The sequence below is a fragment of the Paenibacillus sp. GYB004 genome (assembly GCF_036577605.1).
GTDB classification, from domain to species: domain Bacteria; phylum Bacillota; class Bacilli; order Paenibacillales; family NBRC-103111; genus Paenibacillus_AB; species Paenibacillus_AB oceani.
Window position 1 is genome coordinate 38,263 of sequence record NZ_JARBDB010000008.1, and the last position, 15,528, is coordinate 53,790.

15 protein-coding genes and 1 pseudogene are annotated in these 15,528 nt (G+C 52.7%); 2 read left to right on the forward strand and 14 right to left on the reverse strand.

Features of this window, described 5'->3' with window-relative positions:
* Positions 1-129 precede the first annotated feature (129 nt).
* The 10 genes and pseudogenes from PV433_RS04270 to PV433_RS04315 form a co-directional block, all read right to left on the reverse strand.
* Positions 130-1,143: an asparaginase gene (locus PV433_RS04270; RefSeq protein WP_332070965.1), complete on the reverse strand. Its 1,014-nt coding sequence runs from the start codon at positions 1,141-1,143 to the stop codon at positions 130-132.
* Positions 1,144-1,180: 37 nt separating this feature from the next.
* Complete coding sequence (locus tag PV433_RS04275; protein ID WP_332070966.1) at positions 1,181-2,338, reverse strand: ROK family transcriptional regulator; 1,158 nt, start codon at positions 2,336-2,338, stop codon at positions 1,181-1,183.
* Positions 2,339-3,029: 691 nt separating this feature from the next.
* On the reverse strand, positions 3,030-4,178 hold the full coding sequence (locus PV433_RS04280; RefSeq protein WP_332070967.1) for a Ger(x)C family spore germination protein: 1,149 nt from the start codon (positions 4,176-4,178) through the stop codon (positions 3,030-3,032).
* The gene (locus PV433_RS04285) at positions 4,175-5,638 is read right to left on the reverse strand and encodes a spore germination protein (protein ID WP_332070968.1); all 1,464 of its coding nucleotides are present in this window, start codon (positions 5,636-5,638) and stop codon (positions 4,175-4,177) included. Before PV433_RS04285 ends, PV433_RS04280 begins: the two co-directional genes overlap by 4 nt.
* On the reverse strand, positions 5,631-6,719 hold the full coding sequence (locus PV433_RS04290; protein WP_332070969.1) for a GerAB/ArcD/ProY family transporter: 1,089 nt from the start codon (positions 6,717-6,719) through the stop codon (positions 5,631-5,633). Before PV433_RS04290 ends, PV433_RS04285 begins: the two co-directional genes overlap by 8 nt.
* A gap of 572 nt (positions 6,720-7,291) precedes the next feature.
* Positions 7,292-7,741 (reverse strand): SMI1/KNR4 family protein, encoded by a 450-nt coding sequence (locus PV433_RS04295; RefSeq protein WP_332070970.1) that lies wholly within the window; start codon positions 7,739-7,741, stop codon positions 7,292-7,294.
* Between the two features lie 42 nt (positions 7,742-7,783).
* A complete protein-coding gene (locus tag PV433_RS04300) occupies positions 7,784-8,890 on the reverse strand; it encodes a hypothetical protein (RefSeq protein ID WP_332070971.1) in 1,107 nt (368 codons plus the stop codon).
* 49 nt (positions 8,891-8,939) lie between these two features.
* Positions 8,940-10,643 (reverse strand): DUF6138 family protein, encoded by a 1,704-nt coding sequence (locus PV433_RS04305; protein WP_332070972.1) that lies wholly within the window; start codon positions 10,641-10,643, stop codon positions 8,940-8,942.
* A gap of 100 nt (positions 10,644-10,743) precedes the next feature.
* The gene (locus PV433_RS34010) at positions 10,744-10,947 is read right to left on the reverse strand and encodes a hypothetical protein (protein WP_442951475.1); all 204 of its coding nucleotides are present in this window, start codon (positions 10,945-10,947) and stop codon (positions 10,744-10,746) included.
* Positions 10,948-10,949: 2 nt separating this feature from the next.
* A pseudogene (locus PV433_RS04315) lies at positions 10,950-11,376 on the reverse strand (ABC transporter ATP-binding protein); the annotation flags it as partial.
* A gap of 570 nt (positions 11,377-11,946) precedes the next feature.
* Here PV433_RS04315 and PV433_RS04320 point away from each other — a divergent pair.
* Positions 11,947-12,375: a VOC family protein gene (locus PV433_RS04320; protein ID WP_332070974.1), complete on the forward strand. Its 429-nt coding sequence runs from the start codon at positions 11,947-11,949 to the stop codon at positions 12,373-12,375.
* A 64-nt stretch (positions 12,376-12,439) separates the two neighbouring features.
* On the opposite strand, the gene PV433_RS04325 is transcribed toward PV433_RS04320, so the two are convergent.
* Both PV433_RS04325 and PV433_RS04330 read right to left on the reverse strand, forming a co-directional pair.
* Positions 12,440-12,595 (reverse strand): hypothetical protein, encoded by a 156-nt coding sequence (locus PV433_RS04325; protein ID WP_332070975.1) that lies wholly within the window; start codon positions 12,593-12,595, stop codon positions 12,440-12,442.
* A gap of 6 nt (positions 12,596-12,601) precedes the next feature.
* Positions 12,602-12,892: a hypothetical protein gene (locus PV433_RS04330; RefSeq protein ID WP_332070976.1), complete on the reverse strand. Its 291-nt coding sequence runs from the start codon at positions 12,890-12,892 to the stop codon at positions 12,602-12,604.
* A gap of 198 nt (positions 12,893-13,090) precedes the next feature.
* Here PV433_RS04330 and hfq point away from each other — a divergent pair, with 198 nt between their 5' ends.
* Positions 13,091-13,333 carry an RNA chaperone Hfq gene (hfq, locus tag PV433_RS04335; protein ID WP_317891141.1) on the forward strand — a complete coding sequence of 81 codons (243 nt, stop codon included), beginning with the start codon at positions 13,091-13,093 and terminating at the stop codon, positions 13,331-13,333.
* A gap of 97 nt (positions 13,334-13,430) precedes the next feature.
* Here the strand turns inward: hfq and PV433_RS04340 are convergent, their stop codons facing one another.
* Complete coding sequence (locus PV433_RS04340) at positions 13,431-14,633, reverse strand: GTP-binding protein (protein ID WP_332071185.1); 1,203 nt, start codon at positions 14,631-14,633, stop codon at positions 13,431-13,433.
* A gap of 312 nt (positions 14,634-14,945) precedes the next feature.
* On the reverse strand, positions 14,946-15,371 hold the full coding sequence (locus PV433_RS04345) for a Fur family transcriptional regulator (RefSeq protein ID WP_190924966.1): 426 nt from the start codon (positions 15,369-15,371) through the stop codon (positions 14,946-14,948).
* Between the last annotated feature and the right edge of the window lie 157 nt (positions 15,372-15,528).

Below are 15,528 nucleotides of genomic sequence, written 5' to 3' on the forward strand. Positions count from 1 at the left end.
GTTTCACTCCCCAAGGTGTTTGTTTGTATAGAATCGCTCCTGCCCTGCGCCGCACGCGGAAGTTGGATCAGGCCCGTATGTGAATCGATCCGGACTGTCCCGCCCCCCGCCTTGGCGCAGATCAGGAAGTTATTCTCGATTAAGCTTGAGTTCGAATACCGCCCGGCGTTCGCCGACTTCCGTTCCCCCGTCGTTAACGATCGTATTGGGAACCAGCTTGTACAGCCGCTCGATCGTCTCCGGATTGTCATACCCGATCCGCTCCAGAATCGAGGCGATGATGCACGGCCATACTAACTCGGAGCCGTCGGATACTTTCAGGGAGATGCCCAGCCGTTCCTTCCGGAGACCGATGCCGTATACCCCCTTCGCCCCGCCCTTGGCCGTCAAATTAGGGTCCTTGAGCAGCTCGGAGCATACGAACCGTGTATCCGCTATCATGTCGGGATATTCATTCATGAGCTTGGCCATCCTTGCAGCGGCATCGCGCGTCTCTTCATCTTCGATCAGATCCGGGCAAGCGAGCTTCAAGAAAGAGTAGCCGATTTTGTGCAGCGGAAGCGCGAAGATCGGCAAGCCGCAGCCATCGACACCGTGCGGAATCGACTCTTCCGGTACTTCGGCGAAATAAGCCAGCGTCCGAACGATTTCCTTCTGAACCGGATGTTCCGGATCGTAGTACGTCCGCTCGTCCCAGCCCATATGTTTGCACAGGGCGATGAGACCGGTATGCTTGCCCGAGCAGTTGTGGAAAATTCTCCGCTTCGGCTCATGAGCCTGATGCCGCAGCGCCTTCGCGTCTTCGTTCAGCGGATACGTCGCGCAGCAATGAAGCGCGTCTTCCGAAATGCCGGTTTTGCGAAGCATCGATTCGAGCGCGTCGATATGGAACGCTTCGCCCCGGTGGGATGCCGCAAACAGTGCGGCTTCGCGGCCTTCAAGGCCATATACGGTTTCGATCCGCCGCTTCATCGCGGGAATCGCCTGAAACGGCTTGGCCGCCGATCTCAAAAACGTAAGATGCTCCGGATTGCCCGCCGAGTACAGCACCTTGCCTTTCTCGTCGACAACGGCAACGGCTCCATAGTTTACATTCTCCAGCACGCCGCCCCGGTATTCTTCCACTAAAGGTACGAACCTCATCTTGTTCCCTCCCAAATTCAACCATGTGCAGTCCCGTCTACTCCAAGGCAAAAAAACAATTTTGCGACATCAATCCGGAACCGATGACGACGCCTTGCTCGCTTAGCTCCGAACGCAGAATCGTGAACGTTCCGCGCAGCGGCTCCCAGACGAATCTGGTGATACACAGCTCCACAACTTCCTGGTAAATTTCCGGGAACTTGTCCGCCAGCTCTCCGCTTAATATAACGCTGTCCGGGTTGTACATGCATACGACGTTATTAATCGTAATCGCCATATACATAAGCGCCCGGTCGATCAAATAAACGGCCCAGCGTTCCCCCGCCCGCCTCGCTTCAAACAACTCTTCAATCGTGCGGACCGGATGCGTCTTGTTCGCTTCGGCCAGCAGCGAGTGGATGTTGATATATGTTTGCAGGCAGCCCGCTTTCCCGCAGTCGCACATCATCCCGTTCGGGTCGATCGTCGTATGGCCGATTTCACCGGCACTGTTCGTTTTACCGCGATAAATCTCCCCTTCGAAGATAAGCGCAGAACCTACGCCGTTGCCGAAGCCGAGCAGCGCGGTACGGTTCGAGCCGATGGCGGCGCCTTTCAAATGTTCGGCAAGCGCTTTCACTTTGAGCTCATTGTCCACCGCCACGTCGTATCCGGTAATTTCCTTCAACCTTTCGGCGAGACGGACATTTTTCCAGCCGAGCTGGACGGAGAAAATGACGACTCCGTTGTCGTTGTCTACGATCCCGGGAAGGCCGATACCGATTCCGATCAGGCGGGCGCAGTCGATCTCATTTTCATGGGTCAGGCGATTGATCTCGGCTCCGATCCTCTCCAGCGTAATCTCAGCGCTTTCATCTGCCGCACGCGGGTATGTGCCGCTGGCTACCACCTTGCCCTGGATGTCCACGATGCCGATATGGATGCGATGACGGTCCAGCTCGACGCCGACAGACAACACGGCGGCATCGACCATCGCGAGCAGCGTCGATTTGCGGCCCAAGCCGGCGGATACTTGTTCGGTTTCGAGCAGGTACCCTTCTTCCGTCAGCTCGCCGACGATGCGGCTTACCGTAGTGGGACTCATGCCGGTCTGCTTGGCGATGGAAGCACGGGAGATCGGCTGCTGGTTTTTGATGATTTCAAAAACGGTGAGCCGGTTTTGCCTTTTCATAAAATCCTGATCGTGCTTTTTCACTATCCATCTCTCCATTATTTTCACCAGTGAACAAAATAATATGATTTCTCAATGATTTCTGGTGAAAAAGCTAATGTTTTTTAAGATTTTATGTTATTTTCGATTTATATTCTCCAGTGGTATTAATATTAAAGGATGAATTCGATAGCTGTCAATATTAAATAAACCTTTTTCTTATAGGGATTAATTTTCCATTACACCGCTTTCCGGTTGTTGAACAACTGATATACAACGACGACAGATCTTCTCAGTCTTCCAGTTTGAATGCGTTTTCTATTGATATATTACAATGTGGATTGGAACGTATATTAGGTGGAGATACAAGTATGAGCTGTAATAGATGCGACCTTGTTTCGCCAATACAAGACCAGGGGATTTTTGCTTTGCTGTACATAAGGAATCTGTAAAAGATAGATAGACTGAGGGGGGAAATTTGGAACACAAGCAAAACATATCGAACGTGAAAATAGACCGCGACCTTGTAGAGGGTTGCGATCAGAAACTAAAGAAACAATGGCTCCTGGCAGACATTGTTGAATGCGCGGAACAGAACCCTGGATATCCCGCTCGCCCAAGGACATTTATTCGGTAAACTTTGTAAGCCGCTGCCCGAATACCGCTTATCGCGTGATCCTCTAAACACCCCGACGCATCGACCTCATCTTGGAGCAAGGGACATCGTCAACGGGCGCTAGTGCTTGATTTTGGAAATCCCGCCGCTGAGGATACTCGCTTTCACTTCAATCGAAACGATTGAATCGGGCTCAAGAAGCAATTTGCCGTTTCGTGCCAGCTCGTGCCATTGCTTCGGCCTGGAGCGAAACAAAGTTTCGGATAAACCAAGAACATCCACTCCGTGGCGCAATCCTTCCAAATAGGTTTGTTTGATTTCCGCTTGTATCTTTTCGACTGCAAGCCGCTCCAGATTATTTTGAGACAAAGGCTGCACCAACTGCGGAATGTTGCCTTTAGCCGTAACCTGGATCTTGAATTCGGCTTTTCCGTTTTTGACTTCGGCTTTGATTTTGGGTCTCACATTTTCCATAACGAGTGTCGAATCCAACGCGTTTTTGCCATTGGCCTTCACATAAAGAGGAGTTCTCTCCGTTTTTCCATTTAACCACCTAAGCCCTTGTAGCTGAATCCGCGGGATAAACCCTTTATAGTTCCGGTTTTGGAATACGCCAACCCCGTTTATTTGCAGCGTCGATAAAATTTTCCCGCTTTCCTTCCAACTTTCATCGATGGTCAAGTACGGAATCTTCAACGACTGACTTTTCTCATACCATGTACGCATAAAGTCATACAAATAAATCGGAGCTATAACCGAGCTTTGCGAGTAAATATCTTTGGGATCGTTCAGTTGGGAATAAACAACGGAGGTGTTCTGAATCGGCGTTGCTTCGAACACTTTTTCGATCGGTTCCTTCGTGGCGAAAACCCAGATCGTATAGCGATTCTCGTAATAGCGGTCCCATACGTCCAATACTTGCTCGACAATCTTGTTCTTCAGCGCCGCCTCGGTAAATACCAACGCCTTGACATGGCTCCATGCGATACGCTGCTGAGCGGTTGTATACATGTTGAAAGCCGCCTTGTCAAACGTATCGCCTTCCGCCTTGACGATAGAAACGATCTGTTTTTGAGCCTGACCCCCGCCCTCTTTCTTGGCCACATTGAAATAGCTAACCACTTGCGCATAAAAGATAATGTTCCCATCTTTATAATCTACACCGACCGTGTTGAGATAGATCATATGCTCGATTTCCCGAATCCCCCAGCACCCCGTCAGTGTAACGGAAAGCAGGACAAGCGCCAAAAAAGATCGAAACATTGTCATCGCGGCTTGCCTCCTCCTGATCGCTTCGTTTTTTGCAATAAGCTAGGCACTTTGAAACGTCTTCCCCAAGGAGTGCGTAACAAGACTTTCCATAAATCCTTCAAAAAAGCGGGCGCCAGCGGCTCCATATAGTACGTGCCGAACGACTTCAAATTAACGAGATAAAGCGCAATGGCCAGCAGACAAATAAGAAAGCCGAACATACCTAATGTTCCGCTGACCAGTAAAATAACTACCCGAAGGATGCTTACGATGCCTACCATATGCTGGTTGACGAGTGTAAACGTCGCCAGTACGGAAATCGCTACGATAACCAAGATGCCCGGAGCCGTAATTCCGGCGCTAATAGCGGCCTGGCCGATAATCAGTCCTCCGACAACCGACAGCGTCTGTCCGAATGCGGAAGGCAGTCGCATTCCCGCTTCGCGGAACAGCTCGAACAAAAGAAGCATGACGAACGCCTCCAATGGTACAGGCAATGGAACCCCCTGCCTGGATAAGATCAGAGTGGATAGCAGCGAGAACGGAATCTGGTCCTGGTGAAAGGACAACAGGGCGATCCAAAAACCAGGAAGAAAGAGGGAGAAAAGCAGACCGACCAGGCGCATGATGCGGGTGAAAAAAACGAACATATTCAGGGTATGAGCGTCCTCCGACGTATTAAGCATATAGCTTAAAGTAACGGGAGCAACCGAAGCCGTTGGAGAACCGTTCACCAATAGGATGAATCGTCCATGAAGCAAGGAATTGACGGCAAAATCGGGCCGCCCCGTATATGCGAACATCGGAAACAAGGAAAAACCCGCCAAAGCCTCCTCCAGCTGTGTGGAGCTTATCAGACCCGGCAGCTTGACCCCCGACAGCTTGCTTCGAATTTCGCTTAATATCTCTGGTTTGATCTTATTGTTCATGAACAAAAGACATACGTTCGTCTTGGTCTCGTCTCCTAACGTGTAAGTCTCGACGGCCAGCTGATTCGTTTTCAGCCGCTTGCGGATTAAAGCGAGGTTCACGCTGATTTCCTCGGTAAATCCGTCCTTCGGCCCCTTTACGGATACTTCGGTATTTGGTTCCTCCGTCGTTCGCTTCGGCGGATCGGCCACATCCATCGCATAAAGCTTACAGATGGGCTCGAACCAGAGCAGCAATTGGCCTTGAAATACGTTCCGTACGATGGCTTCGCTTTCCTTATTATCGTCGAATGGCGTGACCCTCAGCTTTAGATACTCTTCCAACTGCCCACTGCTCGAAATCGAATGGTTCCGGTATGTTTCCAGAAGGCCGGGTAAGACGAAACGGTTCAAGTAAGGAATATCGCACATGCCGTAGCAGTATATAAGCAGCATAGATGCGGGCTCGGTATCGTTCTCGCTCGAAAGCTCATACTTCTCGAACTTGACATCGGAGCATATCGCGAATAAATCGCGAAGACTCGCTTCATTCGGCGTAGTATCAGCCATGATTCGCCCCCCTCCTTTTCTTCGCATGTATCAGCATCATGAGGATTAAACTGTAAACCGCAATGACCGCCAACACGGACGGCAGTACATAATCGCGGAGTACATCAAGGAACTTGTCGTCGCTCATCGAATAGATGGAAGCAAGAACGGAAACCAACAATACGAGAGTGAGAACGACTTTCTTCTTCCAGGGGTTTTGGACACACAACAAGTCTGCAAAAAGAAACATCGATAGTGAAATCCGAATAAAGGCGCCAGAGAACCATTGATAGATGCTGAGAAAATCCAGATGCTCAATATAACGGCCAATGGTCACCAGTCTCCACTCCTCGTATGCCGGATATCTTAATTTGGCCAGTTGCTCCGGGCCAAACTCCGCGATCCCTCCCATGACGGGACCGATCGTCAAACCCATAAGAATGAGCGCCAAGGCCAGTACATGCCAAAAGGAATATTTCGATCGGATATGCTGCTGCAGAAACAGCAGCAGCACAATCTCGATCAGTCCGGCCCCCACATAGATGATCCCGCTCCAAACCGGCCTCATGCCCATCTCCAGCACAGGCGTTAGAAGGGAATATCGTTTATGAGGAAAATTGGCTGTCATCACGAAGAATCCGAACACAACAACGAACGGCAGCAATAAAATGGACATATTCGCGATCGAGCGAATACCGGAGTAGGCGTTGAACAGACATAATAAACCGAAGACAAGAGAAAGCACAAAAACAGGAACCTTGGGCAAGAACGTCAGGTGTATCCAGGTCGACGTATCCCGTAATGTAACGGCGCACAGCAGCAACATATAGAGACAGGCTACTCCGGCCAGCGCTTTCGCCAGTATTGGGGAGTAAGCCTTCCCCAACCATTGAAACAGATGAATTCCTCGCGTTTTGGCCAAAGCGGTATACAGCAATGCCGCCCATGCTAAATTGATGCCGCCGGCCAATAATACGCTTATCCACGCATCACGCTTAGCCACTTCCACCAATATCGGAATAACAATAACGTGATTCATAAGACCGGTTCCAAGCATCATGATCATTACCGTTTGAGCAAATGTAATCGAGCCGCTTTTCATGGTTTCCTCTCCTTCCCGCCAAATAACCGACTGGTTATTCAGGAAACGATCCCCATTGTTTCCGTTTTAATATTGTGCTGAAAAACCCCATCTTTATTCCTTCCGAATCTCCGGCAGCCGTGCACAATAACAACAACCGAAGAATTAATATTCTCCGGTTGTTGTTTGTTCGGTTGCATGAATAGGGCTGACACGAAACTTAAATATACATCATAAGGAATGGCAAACTCTCTTTCTGAGCAGAGTCCGAAAAAAGCCGGAATGGAAGGAATACGTTTCGGCATATAAAAAATTGAGCCGGATTGCTTGCAGCAGGCCATGATCGGACATGGAGTCCACTCTCCCGTTACATACTAATGGTCAACCTAATCAAAAAAGGACGCCTCTATTCGAAAGCGATTGGTCCTCATTCGCTTTTCTAGAGACATCCGTCAGCTATAGGCTACACGTATTTTATCAAAGATACTCCTTCATGCAAAATAAGCGGCTCTCGTCCCTACCTGCCAGTTCGTGATACGGCAATCGAACCTCGGTAGCCTGATCCTCGTTGACAGCGATCCATCTTTCGTTGCCTAGTATTCGAAAAAGTTATCTTCGATCAGTTCGGCAAATGATCCCGCCAGCATGCTCGTCTCTCCCGAGTCATGGTAACAAATATAAACTTCCCCTGTGGAAGCAATTAGGATGGGATCGCCGGAGCCGTCCAGCGAGATGACAAGGCCGCTTCGCAGCAGGGTCTCCGCCTCCGTTACGGTTCCCTCGTACTGCTTCCTGAAGTCCAGCGTTAATTCTACTACCGTCTCGTTTCCCATCGCCGAGCCGTTCGCAAAGGCATGTACGGGAAGACCAGCATAAGCGCCTCCGAACGCTTTAATAAATTCGATATAGTCGGCATCAAAACGAACATCCAACAACCGCTCGGCGGAGGCGATCTGCTCGTCGCCCGCCGGCGTGCCGGACAGCGAAGCGTTATCCGCCCGGCCCAAAAATTGTCGCAGCCGCTCCATCAGTTCTTCCTTCACCGCGGAAACCTCCTATTCCTCCAGCCCGTTACCGGCGCCGGGTTACTCTAAAGCATATAAGCTTACACAACCATAGTCCGTATAAACCGCCAAACGGTCCTTCGTAAACGCGAGATAACACGTTTTGACCACATGCTCGACATCCAAAACGAGTGTCTGCTCCCTCGTATCGAGATCGTACAGGCGAACTTTGCCGTACTTGTATACGGCGAGCAAGTTTTTGCCGGTATGGATCGCATAGCTCTTTATTTCACCCAGGTCCCAGTCTTCGCTCTTGGCCGGTTCCGCCACGTCATAGGCGAGCAGAGACCAGGAGCCGTATTCCTCTTGGGTGAACAAATAACGGCCGTCCGGCGAGAAGGACATGCTCGCCGTCATCGCTTGTTTCGCTTTGCTTATCGGCTGCTCGCGCCCTGTCGCCAAATCGACTATGACGATTTCATCGCTTTGCGCGCAGTAAGCCATCCTGCTCCCGTCCGGCGATAATACCGCACAAAGCTGGGGGCTGTGCCCGCCGTACAGCTCGGGTGTAACTTGGCGGGTATACCGGACGGCGTCCGCCCTCAGGTCGTACACGACGAGATTCGGATCGTCGTACCATACCGCCGACGCGCCTGACAGAGCCAGAGCGCTAACCGGATGCCGGCTCACGGCCGTATAGGCCCGGACTTCACCGTTCCCTGCAGACAGCCCGATGATTTGATGATCCCGGTTCATTAGCAGTACGTTCAGCTCGGGACAGAAACGCATGTCGAAGATCATCGGCCCGCCGGGAAGCTCGTACGTTTTCCGTGTCTCGCCCTGATCGTCCAGCAGGTACACGTCTTCTTTCTCGAATTGATTCACTACATAGCTGCAGTAAAAAGTATTCGTATCCTCAACCGGCGCAAGCGGCATCGAACCGGTGTAACCGCCGCCGATATACCGGTGCAGGACGGGCTGTCCGGCGTCCGCCTCCGGGTTCAACAGCACCATTCCTTTTTTCAGCCGGCTCCATACTTCCTTCTGTACGTGCTTGGCGGCTTGCTCCGGATTTTCGAACGTTTTCTCTTTCGGCTTGCCTCCGTTTCCGGTGGTGAAAATCCGATTTCCGTCCTGCTGGATCGACCAGGTTTTCCCGCTCGCTTTATCCGTTAACGTTCGTTCCATAACATCCTCCTTGTGAATACACGGCAGCCATCCGAACGCGCACTCCCGTTCAGGGAAGGCGACGCTTCTTGTCCGTAAATGACAGGATGGAGGCTAATAATGGCGCAAGCTCTCCTTTTTCTTTGCGGATTCTCGCCTGCAGCTTGTCTGCGCCGCCCCAGACGATATCTACGAGATGCTCGGCCTCATACGGCTCCATGCCTTGAACGACAGCAGCCAAAGCTTGCAGAACCGCTTCGGTTTCGAACAAGGCCCGCTCCTTGGCGAGCTGCTTGGCGAATCGGCCTTCCGTACACTTCAGAAGACAGGCGGCTACGGTCGGGATCGTCGACTCGTCGATTCCGTACTGCTTGACGAAGGTCAAGGTGAAAGCCGTCTGCACCGACTGATGCTCCTCGTCCACACAGCGCATATACGATTCGATCAACGGGAAATACCGCCGGTCCGTAAGCCCCAGTCCGAATACGGCGTACGTACCGGGCATGCAGCACGGCTCATCTTCGGTATCGTCATACCATTCATACTCGGTGATCGCGAGCTTCGCATACGTTTCCAGCCTTGGATACAGCTCGGCATATTGCAACGCGTTGGCGAAAAACCGGTGCGTTAACGATTTGTCCAGGCCCGGTACGGGGAGGACGTGCTTGGCTTGGGATTTCAGCTTGATCCGGTAGCTTTTGGAAAACCCCTTTTCGAGCAAATTGCATATAAAATCGATCGCTTTGGCGTAACTGTCGGCACACTCCGTCTTGATCTGCACCGTCACGGTCGAAAATACGTCGTTAGCCCGGCATTCCACAAGTTCGTCGCGATATCCGACATCCGCCGCATCCATCGTGCCGCTGCCTTCCTTCATGATCCGTTCCGCCTTGTCGCTTCCGAGTTCCTTCAGCCGTTCGAGCAAGTCCAGGCCCGATTGTCTGCTGTAATTCGGCTCGTGCTTGATAATGAGTATCGCCGTATTGAGCGCTAGCTCCATCTCCTGCGGATCTGCGGGCGTCTGCTCGCCGATCGCTTTCATCGTGTAAACCGGGAGGCCCCATTGTTCCTTCCTGCAATCGAAGTGCCGCGGGAGGAAGACGGTTTCCGTCCACTGGCTCAACGCGCGGATAAATGTAGCCCGATGCTCGGCCAGCTTCTCCTTGTTGCTTTTGTTCAGCTCGATGACCCGCTCGTACAGGCTCAGGATGCCGGCCGCGTCAACGTTCGGATACAAGCCCGGATCTACCAAATGATTCGATAGAAAAAAGGTTTCCAGCGGTTTCGTAGGATACTGTCCGTTGCGCAGCTTGTTCTGTATGTATTGGTCGAGCCTTAGCAGCAGCTGTGCTTTTTTCCCCTCATCGACATAGTCCGCAACCGGGACCACGAACTCGCCGTCCTCCAGCGTGAACTTGCCAAGCACAGTAAACCTGTAATTCAGCAGCGGATTCGACGCATAACGCGTAATCCGTTGCAGCAGACGCTCTTGCAGCTGCGGCAGCAACCCGCTTTCGATCGCCTCCTTCGTCAAAGGTTCCGTCCAGCGGCTGCCCTGCTCCTCCACTTCTGGCGAGCCGAAATCGTCGTCATACGAATAAAGGCGGATGCGGCCGTCTTTGTATTCGAAGCGCAAATAATCGTGGATGCCGATCTGCAGCGTCGTGCGTCTTACAATCTCCCCGGCATCCTTCTTCTCGATCTGATCGAACCACCGGTTGACCGCATCCGCGATCTCCTCCGCAATCGTTGTGATTTTCGTCTGTTGTTCCACTGTTGCTTCACCACCATAACCAAATGATGTAGTAATAAATCTGCTTCCCTTGAAAACGATTATAAATTTTCAACAACGAAAGGTCTGCGGGTCCTTGTACCTAATTGCCTGGGACGCCTGCCGCCCGATTCGGTAAAACGTACCGCCGCCGGTCCGCTCGTCTCCGGAACGTACCAGCCGAGCGTATACCCGCTGACGAACGTTCCCGCTTCCCGCTCCGACACCTCCTTACGGAGAACCCCCGCCGGCCCATCGTCACTTCCCCCTGGTCCGGATCGTAGAAACGGGCAATTAGCCGGAGCACGGTGCTTTTGCCGCTTCCCGACCGAGCTTCCGCTGGAGCCCGGAGGTCGTCGGGACGAGCAGGACGAGCAAGACGGCAACCGGAAGCGCGGCGAACAGCGAAAGCGCCATCCGCCAGTCGAGCAGCGCCAGACCGGCGGGCTCTCCCTTCCGCCGCCGCGCTGTATGCACTGCGGAATTGCGCCTTGTACGCCGGTACTTCGCACAGGTACAGCACCACCAGCGAAGCCGCCATCGCGCCGCACACCCACCAAAGCCGTACCGTATCGAATACCGCTCCGGGAGATGCAAACGGTTCGAACAGAAGCCTGACCGCTTCCGCCAACAGCGCATAAGGCACGATTCCCGCCAGATTGGCGAGCGATGTTAACAAGACGGGCTTGAGTAAAGCACGGGGATTACCCGCGGTGATGTTGCGCAGCATGTTCATGTCCGGGCACAGCCTTCATCCGCCAGCGCGTGGGAGTGAATGGGGATCTTCGCTCAACCGCTCGTTGATTAGGGTGTGTGGGAACAACTCGAATCCGAATGAAGCCACGCCCGTAAACCCGTTTCTTGTGAATGATCGCGTTGGGCGTTGCCGGGACGGCATGCATACAGGCTGCCACCGCAGGGAGGAGAAGTCGAGCAGCCGGGTGCCGGCCGCTTCCTCCATAAACCGGTGGAAGGCGGAAACCGGAATTCCGATCGCCTGCATCAGATAAGGCTCTTCCCCGTTAAACTCGAAATGGACTCCGAGCCCTAATCCTCTTGTCCTCGCCCCGGATGCAGCCGATATGCGTCTGCACAAGTTTAATCGGGAAACGCAGGGGGAATATTGGATTCATGAGCCAAGTTGAGCAATCCCTTAGAGGTGATCCGCTGGAATTCAGGTGCAGTTCATACAACCTTTACAGATCATCGCCGCTTAGGAGGTTGGCTCAGAAGGCAGATCAATGATACAATTTTGTTGGACAACAATTTTCGCCCTTTCCAAATCCGGTTACGAGGAGTGAAGCAAGTGTCTGTCGATATTTACATGAATTTTAACGGTAATTGCAGGGAAGCCGTGCTGTTTTACGCTAAAGTGTTCGCTACGGAGCAGCCGCATATTATGACCTTTGGAGAGGCGCCGCCGCCCCCCGACTACACCCTTCCGGAGGAAGCCAAAGATCTGGTCATGCACTCCCGTCTTCAGATCAGCGGCAGCAACGTGATGTTCTCGGACATCTTTCCGGGCATGCCGTTCGTCCAGGGTAACAACATAAGCCTCGCCGTCGTCAGCTCCAATCTCGACAATATCCAATCGTACTTCCATAGCCTGAAAGAAGGCGGCACGGTCCGGATGGAGCTACAGGAAACGTTCTGGAGCAAATGTTACGGCAGTCTCGTCGATAAGTTCGGCATCGAGTGGCAGTTCAGTCACGACAACGGTGAAATGACGAAATAACTTAAAAAACCTCCAAAACCCATTCGCATGGTTCTGGAGGTTTTTTCGTGGCCGGCGGTTCGGCTCAGCCAATCCGGTACAGCGTACATTCGTAATCGCGGAAAACGTCCTCGATCATCGGCCCGACGACATTCCAGTCCCCGTTGGCAAGACCGCAGCCGATCTGATACGGCAAGGCGACGGAAAGCCCGCGTTCCTTCGCGTACTCTTTCAGGGACAACAAGGCTTACTGCAACGACGGGTAGTCGGTGTAGATCGCGCTCGACCGGCCGTAATTCAGCTGCCCGAACAAGTTCGCCGCCCATTTGCCTTCCAGCTCGACGATTTGCAGCTTCCCGAGCAGCTCCTCCGGCTTTTTGCCGCTGCAATACTCCATATAGGCCGTATATATACGAGGGTACCGGGATTTTAACGCTTTCGCGACACCCGACCCCATAACCGCCTGACAGTTTACCTGATGGCCGATGATATGTTCCTGCGCTTCCAGCAAGTCTCCGTCCACAACCTGAACCGTCATCCGATCTCCTCCTTCGCGGATCACTGAAATCTACAAGTTACCCTATTCTCACATCGGATGTGAAAAACCTTCCGAAACGGAAAAATTTCGCCTTCCCGTTACGATTACGTTGGAAATTCATGTAACTCGACATGATATTAGGTGCGGATCTATAGTATAATAGAGATAACCCTGATTAGTAGAGAGAGAGGGATATTGGTGATTGAAGAGCTGGCCCCGACAAAGGCGGAATTGATTCAAGACCGCCGTCTGAACACCCTGCGCAAAAACCGAGCAATCTGTACCATCATCATTATGAACGGAGCCCGGATTAAAGGCACGATCGACGCCTTCGACAAATTCGTCGTGTTGATCCGCGAATCCAAAAGCAAGCAGTATTTAATCTACAAGCACGCCATATCGACCATCGTTACAGACACCGCTGTCGAATTCGACTCCTGAGCGCACAAGAAGAGGCACACCGGGAAGCTGCCGTACGGGCAAACTTCTCGGGGCCTCTTTTTCTTCACGCTTTGGCTTACAACAGCTCGCCCGCGCTTCATTCTTCCGCCGCGGCTTTCGGGAACTCGTCGCGGAAACTTCGCCAATCTCGCGTCATCTCTTCCTCTGTCAGCAGACAGGAATCGAGCGCCGAAGCGATCGACGGGATATCCATCTCCATCCCGATCATCACCATCTTGCTTGCCCGGTCTCCATACGCCGGATGCCAGCTGGCCCGCAGCTTCTCGTCCTCCAGCAAATACAACCGACGCTCCTCCTCCGGCAGCGAAGCGATCCAGTAACCGGCGGGGCCGAATTGGATCGACGGACCGGCCTGGCTGATCGATTGGCCCATCTCATTGCGCGTAGCGAGCCAGACGATGCCTTTTGCACGGACGATTTCCGGCGGCCATTCGCTCATCCACTCCATCAGCCTGCCCGGGTGAAAGGGCCGTCTCCGTTCGTAAACGAACGACGATATGCCGTATTCTTCCGTTTCCGGCGTATGGGCCGGCTTCTCCATTTCTTGAATCCAACCTGCGGACACACTCGCCTCGTCAAAATTGAACAAGCCGGTATTTAAAATTTGCCCGGGATCGACCTGCCCGTTCACCGCCCGAAGGAGTCTGGCTCTCGGCTGAAGCTTGCACAGCGCCGCCTCCAGCTGTTGCAGGTCGTTTTCCTCCACCATATCGCACTTGTTAAGGATCAGCACATCGCAAAATTCGATCTGATCGACGAGCAGATCGACAACGTCCCGGGTGTCCTCCTCGCCTACAGCCTGCCCCCGGTCAAGCAGCGTCTCCCCCGACGAATAATCGTGCCAGAACCGGTAGGCGTCCACGACCGTCACCATGCAATCAAGCCGGCAATACCGCGACAGATCGATCCCCTGCGCCTCATCGACATAGGTGAACGTCTGGGCGACCGGCACAGGCTCCCCGACCCCCGTCGATTCGATCAGCAAGTAATCGAACCGGTTCTCCTTCGCCAGCTTCTCCACCTCGTGCAGCAAATCTTCCCTGAGCGTACAGCAGATGCAGCCGTTCGACAGCTCGACCAGCTTCTCGTTCGTGCGCGACAAACCTCCGCCGTTTTTGATCAGATCCGCGTCTATATTCACCTCGCTCAAGTCGTTAACGATGACGGCCACCTTCAGCCCGTTGCGGTTATTCAGCACATGATTCAGCACCGTCGTTTTTCCCGCTCCCAAATAGCCGCTTAAAACGGTAACCGGAATTTTGTTGTCGTTCAATGCAATCGCGCTCCCTTATATGTAATTTTTACTATAATAAAACACAAATGCGTTATCGTGCAGCAACCTTGCGAAACCGGGCTAGCCTGGATCGATCGATGCACAGCACCTCGAGATTAATCGTAATTTTTACTGTTAGATCGTAACACAAATTCGCTGATGCCGTCAACAGGCTATATGTGGGCCCGCCGTTTCCGCCAACGGCCAAAAAGCCGCAAAAGCGGCTTGGGGAAATTACGCCGGACCCTTCCGCTCAGGAAAGTCCTCCGGCAAGTCCGTATCCGGTGCCGCTTCCGGCTGCGGCCGGTCCGGCCGTTATTAGCTTTGGCATTCCTCGCAAATCCCGTAAATTTCGAAGCGGTGGTTCATAATTTTATAGTTACCCGGCAGACGATTGAGCTGCTCCATCGGGCAAAAGTCAAACGTTAACGTTTTCTCGCAATTGGTGCAAATTAAATGATGGTGATGGTGCGACGAACAACTCGCCCTGAACTTCAAGCCGCCCTCCAGAAAATAAAACTGCTCCAATACGCCCATCTCGCTGAGCATCCGGAGATTACGGTATACCGTATCGAAGCTGACTCCGGGGTATTTGACCCGCATCTGGTCGTACACGTCCTTGGGAGACAAATAACCGTCCGCGCCTGCGAAGATGGACGCCATCGTCTTCCGCTGGTCCGTAATTCTCCATCCGCTTCTCGCCATCTTATCCAGCATGTTCTGTATCGAGCCGGTCTCCGTCATCCTAATCTCCTCCGTGTCGTATACTCTCCATTGTGCCGCAAAAGCTGTCGTAAATCAAGGCTTACTCCCCGGTACGGCCGTTCGAGCGGACTTTGCGCGGTTTGCCCGCTGGACAAAACAGCGCGATTGACATTGAATACCGGCAGCTTTTCCAGTA